Raw genomic sequence first — 11276 nt, 5'->3', positions numbered from 1 at the left:
AACGAAAACGATCAATGGGCAGAGCGAATGACCTTGCGGCTCTGGGCGTCGGCCACGATCTCAGAGCGACGCAACGAGAGACCACGCGGAACGTTCTGGGATCATGACCGACGACTTCTCCATGGCCTCCGCCTATGCCGGCCCCAATGCGGGCCCCGTGGATGACGCGCGGTTCAAGGCGCATCGGGCCTGGCGCGCCGCCGAGACCATCAAGCGACTGTCCGACCGCCTGATCGGCGTGGGTCCGGTGGGCATCGGCCTGGACGGCGTCCTGGCGTGGGTTCCCGGAGTCGGTCTCGCCTACGGCCTCGGCGCCGGCGGATTGCTGCTGTTCCATGCCATTCACGCCAGGGCCGCGCCCGCCACGGTCGGCCGGATGGCGGCCTATCTCGCCGCCGACAACCTGTCCGACACGGTGCCCGTTCTGGGCTGGGCCATCGACACGGTGTTCCCAGGCCACCTGATGGCGGCCAAGGCTCTCCAGAAGGACATCGAGGCCCGCCACGGCCTGCCCGAAGAGGTGGCGCAGGAGCGAGCCCGGAAAAAGCGCGGTCTGTTCCGCCGAAAGCGCGATTAGGCTGCTTCCTGCGTGTAGCCCAGCTGGCGGTTCAGTTGGTCCAGCAGTTCGATCGCCGCCTCGGCGATGACCGTGCCGGGCGGGAAGATCGCCACGGCGCCAGCGTCGCGCAAGGCTTGGAAGTCCTGCGGCGGGATCACGCCGCCGACGACCATCAGGATGTCGTCGCGACCCTGCTTGGCCAGCTCCGCCTTCAGCTCCGGCGCCAGGGTCAGGTGGCCGGCGGCCAGCGAGCTGGCGCCCACCACGTGGACGTCGTTCTCCACGGCCTGGCGGGCGGCCTCGGCCGGGGTCTGGAACAGCGGGCCGATATCGACGTCGAAGCCCAGGTCGGCGAAGGCCGTGGCGATGACCTTCTGGCCCCGATCGTGGCCGTCCTGGCCCATCTTGGCGATCAGGATGCGCGGCCGGCGGCCGTCGGCCTGCTCGAACGCCTCGACCATGGCCTTGGCGCGGGCGGTGGTCGGATCGCTGCCGGCCTCCTTCATATAGACCCCCTGGATGGATTTGATCTCGGCGCGGTGGCGGCCGAAGACCTTTTCCATGGCCATGCTGATCTCGCCGACCGTGGCCTTGGCGCGGCCGGCGTCGACGGCCAGGGCCAGCAGGTTGCCGGTCCCGCGCGCGCCGTCCTCCAGCGCCTTCAGGGCGGCTTCAGTGGCGGCCGGATCGCGCTCGGCCTTCAGGCGGGCCAGCTTGTCCAGCTGCTGGGCGCGGACGGCGCCGTTGTCGACCTTCAGCATCGGGATGTCGTCGGCGACAGCGGGCTTGTAGCGGTTGACGCCGACCACGCTCTGGCGATTGGCGTCGATGCGGGCCTGGGTCTTGGCGGCCGCTTCCTCGATGCGTAGCTTGGGAATGCCCTGTTCGATGGCCTTGGCCATGCCGCCGGCGGCCTCGACCTCCTCGATATGCGCCAGGGCCTTCTGGGCCAACTCGTAGGTCAGGCGCTCGACGTAGTAGCTGCCGCCCCACGGGTCGGCGACGCGGGTGGTGCCGCTCTCCATCTGCAGGAACAGCTGGGTGTTGCGGGCGATACGGGCCGAGAAGTCGGTCGGCAGCGCCAGGGCCTCGTCGAGGGCGTTGGTGTGCAGGCTCTGGGTCTGGCCATTCACGGCCGCCATGGCCTCGACGCAGGTTCGCGAGACGTTGTTGAACACGTCCTGCGCCGCAAGTGACCAGCCGGAGGTCTGGCTGTGCGTACGGAGCGAAAGCGAACGGTCGTCCTTGGGCTCGAACTCGCGCTTCATCAGGCGGGCCCACAGCAGGCGCGCGGCCCGCATCTTGGCCACTTCCATGAAGTAGTTCATGCCGATCGCCCAGAAGAAGCTCAGACGCGGCGCGAAGGTGTCGATGCTCATGCCCGCGGCGACGCCGGCCCGGGCGTATTCAACGCCGTCGGCCAGAGTGTAGGCCAGCTCCAGGTCGGCCGTCGCCCCGGCCTCCTGCATGTGGTAGCCGCTGATCGAGATCGAGTTGAACTTGGGCATGTTCGCCGAGGTGAAGGCGAAGATGTCCGAGATGATCCGCATCGAGGGCGCGGGCGGATAGATGTAGGTGTTCCGCACCATGAACTCTTTGAGGATGTCGTTCTGGATCGTCCCCGACAGCTTGTCGGGGCTGACGCCCTGTTCTTCGGCCGCCACGATGTAGAGCGCCAGGATTGGCAGCACCGCGCCGTTCATGGTCATCGACACGCTCATCTTGTCGAGCGGGATGCCCGAGAACAGCGTGCGCATGTCCAGGATCGAGTCGATGGCCACGCCCGCCATGCCGACGTCGCCCTTCACCCGCTCGTGGTCGCTGTCATAGCCGCGGTGGGTGGCCAGGTCGAAGGCCACCGACAGGCCCATCTGACCGGCCGCCAGGTTGCGGCGGTAGAAGGCGTTGCTGTCCTCGGCGGTCGAGAAGCCCGCGTATTGGCGCACCGTCCACGGGTTGGTCACGTACATGGTCGGATAGGGGCCGCGCACGAACGGCGCGACGCCCGGGAAGCCGCCGGTGAAGTCCAGACCTGCCGCGTCGTCGGCGTCATAGGCCGGGGCGACGGCGACGCCCTCGGGCGTGTTCCAGGCCTCGCCGTCGGCCGCCGGCGCGGAGACGACTTCCGCGAAGTCGATCTGGCTGAAGTCGGGGAACTTGCTCATGGGCTCAGGCTCCCTCGAAGGCGGCGGCGAAGCGGACCGGCGCCAGGGCCGGGCAATGGCTGTCGGGGCCGGGGAGGCGAATGTCCGGGCCCGCGACGGCGAAGTCGGCCGCGTTCGGCGTTTCCACTTCCGGTGTCTTGTCGTCGGCGTTGGGGAAGACGGTGACCCCCAGGATCTTGCGGCTCTTGTCGGCGAAGGCGGCTTCCTGCGCCGCGCGGGTCTTGGCGATGGCGTCGGCGACCAGGCCGCTCTCCAGAGCCTTGACGATCCCGCCGGCGGCTTCGATGGCCTGGAAGCCGCTCCAGGCCGCGCGGGCCAACTGGTCGGTCAAGCTGTCCAGGTACCAGGCCCCGCCCGCAGGATCGGCGACGCGGCCCAGGTTGCTCTCTTCCATCAAGACGAGCTGGGTGTTGCGGGCCTGGCGGCGGGCGAAGGCGGTGGGCAGGCCGATGGCGTCGGTGAAGGCGTCCAGCACGATGGCGTCCGCCCCGCCGACCGCGCCGGCGAAACCGGCCGAGGTCAGGCGCAGGAGGTTCGTCCAGGCGTCAGCCTTGGCCAGCATCCGGCGCGAGGAGCGGGCTTCGATCCTCGGCGCGACGGCGACCCCGCAGGCTTCGGTGAGCCGAGCCCACATCGCCTTGGCCGCGCGGACCTTGGCGACGCCGGTGAAGTATTCGCCATCCAGGCTGACGCCCAGAACGATGCGGCCGAAGGCCTCGTCCATCGAAAGGCCCGAGCGCACCAGGGCCTTGGCGTAGGCCAGTGCGCTGGCGGTCATCATCGCCAGTTCCTCGGTGTTCGAGCCGCCGGCCTCGTGGGCGGCGCGGCCGGTGGCCAGGAACAGTCTGGCCTTGGCGTAGGTGGCGGAGAGGCGCGAGGCGACCGTGGCGGCGTTGAAAACGTGACTTTCGATCGGGCCGGGACTGGCGCCGGCCTGGGCGAAGGCGGTCAGGGGGTCCAGGTGGAAGGCCAGCGGCGCGTTTGGCGCGGCCTTGGTCAGGGCGCCCAGCCAGTCGGCGGCCTTGGCGCCCATGAAGCCGGCGTCCACGGCGACGGGAGCCAGGTCCAGCAGCACCCCCGAAAGCGCCTTGGCCAGGTCTTCGGTCGAGCCGATCGCGACGCCGTTCGCGCCGGTCGGATCCAATTGCAACAGCACCGAGGCCGCGCCGTTCTCCAGGTCGCTCAGGATGTCCTTGGCCGCATGGAGCGGATCGGGGTGGGCGGCGCGGACACGCAGGTCCCAGGGGCGCTCGGGATCACGGAGGCGCAGGTCACGAGCGACGGCCACGCCATCTTTGGCGGTGTACAGGGGCTGGATCGTCAGGCCGTCGGGCGTCTTGACGGTGAGGGCCTCGTCGAAGCTTTGGCCTTTCAGGGTCTTCTCGACCAGCGTCATCCAGCGCGCGCGCGTCGCGTCGTCGCCTTGGGCGCCAAAATCCTCGGCCAGGGGCGTCGTCGCCACGATCAAAGCGTCTCTCTCCTGCGGTGCAGCATTTTTTGCTTTTCGAACGAGATGCGCCCCTGCCGTTAGGGCCGTCAAGCCTTGCGCGGGAACCAAACAGGCGTTTAATCTGATCGGTGATCACATATTCGGCGTCTCAAGCCGACCTCCAAAGGGGAGCCTTTCCATGGCCTTGCCGCCCATCCTGCGTGACCGTCTGCGCCTGCCGGTCATCGCCTCGCCGCTGTTCATCATCAGCAATCCCGACCTGGTGATCGCCCAGTGCAAGGCCGGGATTGTCGGTTCGTTCCCGTCGTTGAACGCCCGTCCCCTGTCGCAGCTGGACGAGTGGCTGGCCCGAATCACCGAGGAGCTGGCGGCCTACGACAGGGCTCATCCGGAAGCGCCGAGCGCGCCGTTCGCGGTCAACCAGATCGTCCACAAGACCAACAACCGCCTCGAAGACGACATCGCGATGTGCGTCAAATACAAGGTGCCGGTGGTCATCACCTCGTTGGGCGCGCGCGAGGACCTGAACCAGGCGATCCACTCGTACGGCGGTATCACCCTGCACGACGTCATCACCGACCGCTTCGCCCGCAAGGCCATCGAGAAGGGCGCCGACGGCCTGATCCCGGTCGCGGCCGGCGCGGGCGGCCATGCCGGGACCCTGTCGCCATTCGCCTTGATCCAGGAGATCCGCCAGTGGTTCGACGGGCCGGTGGCGCTGTCGGGCTCGATCGCCTCGGGCCGCTCGATTCTGGCCGCCCAGGCCATGGGCGCGGATCTGGCCTATATCGGCTCGGCCTTCATCGCGACCGAGGAAGCCAACGCCATCGAAGGCTACAAGCGGGCGATCGTCGAAGGCCAGGCCGACGGCATCGTCTATTCGAACCTGTTCACCGGCGTGCACGGCAACTACCTGCGCTCGTCGATCGTCAATGCCGGCCTGGACCCGGACAACCTGCCGGTCAGCGATCCGTCCAAGATGAGCTTCGGCTCGGGCGGCAACCAGGAAGCCAAGGCCTGGCGCGACATCTGGGGCTCGGGCCAAGGTATCGGCGCCATCAAGGAAGTGCTGCCGGCCGCCGAACTCATCGCCAAGTTCGCCGACGAGTACGAGCAAGCCAAGGCTGAACTTGCGGCCAAGACGGCGCTTACGTCCGGAAATCATTTGGCTTTCGCCGCCGAATAAACGGGTGGAGCACGGGGACAGGCGCGTGTCTGTCCCCGGTCGTCGGAGCGGCTGGATGCTGGGAGCGACTTCAACCGCTCCCGGAGCCGCCTGATGCCCGATCCTTTCTTCGACGACGTCACGCCCCGCCTTGGCCTGCCCTATGTGGTCGCCGCCCAGGCCCAGAAGCACATTCCGATCAACGAAAGTCTCGCCAGGCTGGATGGCCTGGTGCAACTGGCCGTCGAGAGCCGTGTGGTCTCGGCCCAGCCGGTCAGCCCCGTCGCCGGCGGCGTGTGGATCCTTCCGGGCGGCGCGACGGGCGCGGCCTGGACGGGGCAGGCGGCTGGAACCCTGATGCGCTTCGAGGCGGGCGCCTGGGAGCCGCTGGTTCCGGCCGAGGGCGTGCTGGCCTGGCTCAAGGACGAGAACCAGATGGTCGCGTTCGACGGCGCGGCCTGGGTCCCGCTGTCGGCGACCTTCCGCAGCCTGACGGCGGCGCAGACGCCCAACCTCGCCAACACCCGGCTGGAGATCCTGGAACAGGAGGTGACGTTGTCGGGGGCCTCGACCGCGACTGGCATCGCCATCCCGAACCGCGCCATCGTGCTGGCCGTCTCGACCCGCACCACCGTCGCCGTGACGGGGGCGACCGCGTACAACTGCGGCGTCTCCGGTGACGCCAGCAAGTTCGGCGGTTCGCTGGGCGTGGCCAAGAATTCCAGCAACATCGGGGTCATCGGTCCGACCGCCTACTACGCCGACACGCCGGTGCTGCTGACCGCCGTCGGGGCCAACTTCACGGCCGGCAAGGTGCGGGTGGCGATCCACCTGCTGCGTTTCGACGCCCCTGCCGCGGTAGCTTGACGCGTTGACGCGGGCGGCTCGAGCGTCTAAACGCCGCCTCACCTTTGGGGAGTAGCCGCCCGCGCCGATCAGCGGGCCCCGCCGTCAACACACTTGCTTCTCTTTCTTTCGAGAAAGGGAGCATGGCGCGGGGAAGGGAAGCGACTGGAGCTTCCTTGGCGAGACCAATGGCGCCGATTTCCATCCGGGCCGGGTGGACGTCGACGCTATTGGCATGCGCCCGGCCCGGAGGACTATCTCAGTGGAAAGCCTGCTCGTCTCGACCCTGGTCGTGGCCATCGCCGAGATCGGCGACAAGACCCAGCTCCTGGCCATCATCCTGGCCACGCGCTTCAAGAAGCCCGTGCCGATCATCCTGGGCATACTGGTCGCCACCCTCGCTAACCACGCCCTGGCCGCCACGGCCGGCTATTGGGTGTCGGACCTTCTGAGCGGCGCCTGGTTCAAATGGGCGATCGCCATCTCGTTCATCGCCATGGCCGCCTGGGCTCTGATTCCCGACAAGGCCGATGACGAGGACGCGCCCAGCGCGCGGCGCTACGGCGTGTTCATGACCACGGCCATTGCCTTCTTCCTGGTCGAGATGGGCGACAAGACCCAGATCGCCACCGTCGCCCTGGGCGCCAAGTTCCATTCGATCGGCTGGGTCGCCGCCGGCACCACCCTGGGCATGATGCTGGCCAACGTCCCTGCCGTGTATCTGGGCGAGGCCGCCACCAAGGTCGTGCCGCTGAAGTACGTGCGGATCGGCGCGGCGGTGATCTTCCTGCTGTTGGGCCTGTGGCAGGTGGCGGAACTGGTGGGAATTCTGAAGTAGCCGTCCATATTCCGATCTCCCCGGTGAAAGCCGGGGCCCAGGTCGAACCCCGAGTATCATGGGCCATGCCGATGCCGATGGCGCGGATACCCCGATCGCTCAGGATGAATCTGGGTCCCGGCTTTCGCCGGGAAGGTGGGAGAGGGTATGGACGGAGAATGGACTCGGAAACGACCGCAACCATCACCGATACCGTCCGCCCGCGCGGCTGGGAGTTCTGGATCGACCGGGGCGGCACGTTCACCGATATCGTCGCGCGGCGGCCTGACGGTTCGCTGGTCACCCACAAGCTGCTGTCGGAAAATCCCGAGCACTATGCCGACGCCGCCGTCGCGGGCGTCCGGACCCTGCTGCCCGAGGGCGCAACCATCGACGCGGTGAAGATGGGCACCACGGTGGCCACCAACGCGCTGCTCGAGCGCAAGGGCGAGCCCACGGTCCTGGCCATCACCCAAGGACACGCCGACGCCCTGCGGATCGGCTACCAGGCGCGGCCCAAGCTGTTCGAGCGCCACGTCGTCAAGCCCGAGGCTCTTTACGACCGCGTCGTCGAGATCGACGAGCGGATGAGCGTCGAGGGAGGCGTGCTGCGGCCGCTGGACGAGACCGCCGCGCGAGCTGGTCTGCAAGCCGTCTATGACGCCGGCTTTCGGGCCATCGCCATCGTGCTGCTGCATGGCTTCCGCTTCACCGACCACGAGGCGCGGGTCGCCCACATCGCTCGCGAGATCGGCTTTACCCAGGTCTCGGCCAGCCACGAGGTCAGCCCGCTGATGAAGCTGGTCGGGCGGGGCGACACGACGGTGGTCGACGCCTACCTGTCGCCGATCCTGCGCCGCTACGTCGATCAGGTGGCCGGCGCGCTGGGCCACGACACCCGGCTCCTCTTCATGCAATCGAACGGCGGCCTGACCGATGCGCGGGCCTTCCGGGGCAAGGACGCCATTCTGTCCGGCCCGGCCGGCGGCGTGGTCGGCATGGCGCGGACGGCGGGGGAGGCGGGCTTCGAGCGCGTCATCGGCTTCGACATGGGCGGCACCTCGACCGACGTCTGCCACTATGCCGGTCAGTACGAGCGGGCGTTCGAGACGGTGGTGGCGGGCGTGCGGATGCGCGCGCCGATGATGAACATTCACACCGTGGCGGCGGGCGGCGGCTCGATCTGCAGCTTCGACGGGGCGCGACTGCGGGTGGGGCCAGCCTCGGCCGGCGCGGTTCCTGGACCGGCGGCCTATCGCCGGGGCGGGCCGCTGACGGTCACCGACTGCAACGTCATGCTGGGCAAGCTGCGGCCGGAGTTCTTCCCCAAGGTGTTCGGCGCCAACGCCGACCAGCCGCTAGACGCCGAGGCCGTGACGCGTGGCTTCGAGGCCGTGGCCAGTGAGATCGCCGCCGCGACCGGCAAGGCCATGACCCCGCATGAGGTCGCCGAGGGCTTCGTCACCATCGCCGTCGAGAACATGGCCAAGGCCGTTCGGCAGATCTCGATCCAGCGCGGCTACGACGTCACGCGTTATGTGCTGGCGTGCTTCGGCGGCGCGGGTGGGCAGCACGCTTGCCTGGTGGCCGATGCCCTGGGCATGACCAAGGTCATGATCCATCCGTTCGCCGGGGTGCTCAGCGCCTATGGCATGGGCTTGGCCGACCTGCGCCTGATCCGCGAGGAGACGGTCGAACGGCCGCTGGATGCGGCGGGCGGCCTGGCAGACCGCGCGAAGGTGTTGGCCGCCGAGGCGGAAGCGGCCCTGCGCGCGCAGGACGTCCCGATGGCCTCGGTCGAGACGGTCGCCAGCCTGCGGGTGAAGTACGCCGGCACGGACACGCCGCTGGTCGTGCCGTTCGATGATCGTATCCGGGAAGCGTTCGAGGACCTGCATCAGCGCCGCTTCGGCTTCACCTCGCCGACGACGCCGTTGGTCGTCGAGACGCTGTCGGTCGAAGCTATCGGACATTCGGACGCCGGTTCTGAACCGGATTTTGAGTCCGGCCTGTCTAGTGGCGCGGAGCCGCTGGCCACCGTCGAAACCCGCATGGCTGGCGCCATCCACGCGACCCCCGTCTTCGACCGCGAAGCCCTGGCCGTCGGCGCCGAGATCCTCGGCCCGGCCATCATCCGCGAGACCACCGGCACGACCATCGTCGAGCCCGGCTGGCGGGCCGCCGTCGATCCGCACCTGAACCTGATCCTCGACCGCGTCGTCGCCCTGCCGGCCCGCAAGGCGATCGGAACGCAGGCCGATCCGGTCATGCTGGAGGTGTTCAACAACCTCTTCATGGCCGTGGCCGAGGAGATGGGCTTCGCGCTGCAGAACACCGCCTATTCGGTCAACATCAAGGAGCGGCTCGATTTCTCCTGCGCGCTGTTCGATCGCGAGGGCAATCTGATCGCCAATGCCCCGCACATGCCGGTGCACCTGGGCTCGATGGGCGACAGCGTGCGGGCCATCCGCGACGCCCGTGGAGGCGATGGCCGCGGCATGAAGCCCGGCGACGTCTACATGCTGAACGCGCCCTACAACGGCGGCACCCACCTGCCGGACGTGACGGTGGTCATGCCGGTCTTTGACGTTGCTGGAGCCTTGCTGTTCTACGTCGCCGCGCGCGGGCACCAAGGCGACATCGGCGGCATCACGCCGGGTTCGATGCCGCCGACCAGTCGGACTGTGGAGGAGGAGGGCGTCCTGATCGAGAACTTCCTGCTGGTCGAGGGCGGCCGGTTCCGGGAAGCCGAGACCCGCGCCCTGCTGGCCTCGGGCAAGTGGCCGGCGCGCAATCCCGACCAGAACATCGGCGACCTCAAGGCCCAGATCGCCGCCTGCGCGCGCGGAGCCGAGGCGCTGACCGGCATGGTCGCCGAATTCGGCCAGGCGGTCGTCGAGGCCTATATGGCCCACGTCCAGGACAACGCCGAGGAAGCCGTCCGTCGCGTGCTGGCGACAATGAGGAGCGGATCGTTCGCCTACGAACTGGACGACGGGGCGGTGGTTCGCGTGTCCATCAAGGTCGATCAGAAGGCCCGGACCGCTCGCGTCGACTTCACCGGCACGAGCGATCAGGTCCCAACCAACTTCAACGCTCCGGCCTCGATCTGTCGCGCGGCGGCGCTGTATGTCTTCCGCACGCTCGTCGACGACGAGATCCCGATGAACGACGGCTGCCTGCGGCCGGTCGAACTGGTGATCCCCGAGGGCTCGATGCTGCGGCCGCGCTATCCGGCGGCGGTGGTGGCCGGCAATGTCGAGACCAGCCAGGTTGTGGTCGACGCGCTCTATGGCGCCCTTGGCGTGATGGCCGCGGCCCAGGGGACGATGAACAACTTCACCTTCGGCGACGACCGGCGCCAGTACTACGAGACCATCTGCGGCGGCTCGGGCGCTGGGCCGGACTTCGCCGGGACCGACGCGGTCCAGACCCACATGACCAACAGCCGCCTAACCGATCCCGAGGTGCTGGAGGTCCGTTATCCGGTGCTGGTCGAGGCCTTCTCGATCCGGCGCGGCTCCGGCGGGGCGGGCGCGCATCCCGGCGGCGACGGCGTCGTGCGCAAGATCGGCTTTCGCGAGCCGATGACCGCGACCTTGCTGTCCAATCGCCGGCGCGTTCCCCCCTTCGGACTGGAGGGCGGGCGACCGGGCGCATTGGGCGCAGCGCATATCGAGCGCGCCGATGGTAGCGTTTCGCCGATGGCCGCCACCGATCTCGTCGAGGTCGGCGCGGGCGACGCCATAGTTATCGAGACGCCGGGCGGCGGCGGTTGGGGGAAGGCTTGATGCCCACGGCTTCGGTTCTATTCGTCTGCATGGGCAACATCTGTCGCTCGCCGCTGGCCGAGGGCGCGTTCCGGGCCGAGGCCAAGATGATGCGCCTGGACGTCGTGGTCGATTCCGCCGGTACGGGAGGCTGGCACGTGGGGGAGCGGCCCGATCCCCGCTCCATCGCCGTGGCGGCGCGCAACGGCGTCGACATCACTCGCCAGCGCGCCCGCAAGGTGACGAAGGACGACTTCCGCACCTTCACCCACATCTACGCTCTGGATCACGCCAACCTCACGGGCCTGCAGGCCATGGCGCCCCGCGATGCGACGGCGGAGCTGGGGTTGCTGCTGGACCTGGTTCCTGGTCAGGAGGGGCGGGCGGTGCCCGATCCCTACTATGGCGACGCCAGTGATTTCGACGCGGCCTGGCGCGACGTCGTGATGGGCGCGCAAGCGCTGGCCGGCCGGCTGGCCAAGGAAGGCCGGCGGGGCTAGCGAG

General features: G+C 68.6%; 8 protein-coding genes. 6 read left to right on the top strand and 2 right to left on the bottom strand.

Annotated elements, in window-relative coordinates; genetic code table 11:
* The first annotated feature begins 103 nt into the window (after positions 1-103).
* A complete protein-coding gene (locus MZV50_RS18815) occupies positions 104-577 on the top strand; it encodes a DUF4112 domain-containing protein (RefSeq protein ID WP_252630813.1) in 474 nt (157 codons plus the stop codon).
* On the opposite strand, the gene scpA is transcribed toward MZV50_RS18815, so the two are convergent.
* Both scpA and MZV50_RS18805 read right to left on the bottom strand, forming a co-directional pair.
* Positions 574-2724 (bottom strand): methylmalonyl-CoA mutase, encoded by a 2151-nt coding sequence (gene scpA, locus MZV50_RS18810; protein WP_252630812.1) that lies wholly within the window; start codon positions 2722-2724, stop codon positions 574-576. The two genes, MZV50_RS18815 and scpA, sit on opposite strands and share 4 nt — an antisense overlap.
* A gap of 4 nt (positions 2725-2728) precedes the next feature.
* The gene (locus MZV50_RS18805) at positions 2729-4120 is read right to left on the bottom strand and encodes a methylmalonyl-CoA mutase subunit beta (protein WP_252635278.1); all 1392 of its coding nucleotides are present in this window, start codon (positions 4118-4120) and stop codon (positions 2729-2731) included.
* A 232-nt stretch (positions 4121-4352) separates the two neighbouring features.
* Between MZV50_RS18805 and MZV50_RS18800 the strand changes: the two genes are divergently transcribed.
* The 5 genes from MZV50_RS18800 to MZV50_RS18780 all read left to right on the top strand — a co-directional run bounded on the left by MZV50_RS18800 (position 4353) and on the right by MZV50_RS18780 (position 11272).
* Entirely contained in the window at positions 4353-5360 is a 1008-nt protein-coding gene (locus MZV50_RS18800; RefSeq protein WP_252630811.1) for an NAD(P)H-dependent flavin oxidoreductase, read from the top strand.
* A gap of 93 nt (positions 5361-5453) precedes the next feature.
* Positions 5454-6206 carry a DUF2793 domain-containing protein gene (locus MZV50_RS18795; RefSeq protein ID WP_252630810.1) on the top strand — a complete coding sequence of 251 codons (753 nt, stop codon included), beginning with the start codon at positions 5454-5456 and terminating at the stop codon, positions 6204-6206.
* A gap of 241 nt (positions 6207-6447) precedes the next feature.
* Positions 6448-7023, top strand: coding sequence for a TMEM165/GDT1 family protein (locus MZV50_RS18790; protein WP_252630809.1), 576 nt, complete (start codon positions 6448-6450; stop codon positions 7021-7023).
* 158 nt (positions 7024-7181) lie between these two features.
* Positions 7182-10793, top strand: a complete 3612-nt coding sequence (locus tag MZV50_RS18785) for a hydantoinase B/oxoprolinase family protein (RefSeq protein WP_252630808.1) — start codon at positions 7182-7184, stop codon at positions 10791-10793.
* Entirely contained in the window at positions 10793-11272 is a 480-nt protein-coding gene (locus MZV50_RS18780; RefSeq protein WP_252630807.1) for a low molecular weight protein-tyrosine-phosphatase, read from the top strand. Before MZV50_RS18785 ends, MZV50_RS18780 begins: the two co-directional genes overlap by 1 nt.
* Positions 11273-11276 lie beyond the last annotated feature (4 nt).

The sequence above is a fragment of the Caulobacter segnis genome (genome assembly GCF_023935105.1).
Taxonomy (GTDB): domain Bacteria; phylum Pseudomonadota; class Alphaproteobacteria; order Caulobacterales; family Caulobacteraceae; genus Caulobacter; species Caulobacter segnis_B.
This window is presented reverse-complemented; position numbering and strand designations above follow the sequence as displayed.

What these genes read in the sequence shown, in the direction of transcription:
- MZV50_RS18795 (WP_252630810.1), top strand. Translation starts at nt 5,454, where the DNA reads ATGCCCGATCCTTTCTTCGACGACGTCACGCCCCGCCTTGGCCTGCCC.
- MZV50_RS18780 (WP_252630807.1), top strand. Translation starts at nt 10,793, where the DNA reads ATGCCCACGGCTTCGGTTCTATTCGTCTGCATGGGCAACATCTGTCGC.
- scpA (WP_252630812.1), bottom strand. Translation starts at nt 2,724, where the DNA reads ATGAGCAAGTTCCCCGACTTCAGCCAGATCGACTTCGCGGAAGTCGTC.
- MZV50_RS18800 (WP_252630811.1), top strand. Translation starts at nt 4,353, where the DNA reads ATGGCCTTGCCGCCCATCCTGCGTGACCGTCTGCGCCTGCCGGTCATC.
- MZV50_RS18815 (WP_252630813.1), top strand. Translation starts at nt 104, where the DNA reads ATGACCGACGACTTCTCCATGGCCTCCGCCTATGCCGGCCCCAATGCG.
- MZV50_RS18785 (WP_252630808.1), top strand. Translation starts at nt 7,182, where the DNA reads ATGGACTCGGAAACGACCGCAACCATCACCGATACCGTCCGCCCGCGC.
- MZV50_RS18805 (WP_252635278.1), bottom strand. Translation starts at nt 4,120, where the DNA reads ATGACGCTGGTCGAGAAGACCCTGAAAGGCCAAAGCTTCGACGAGGCC.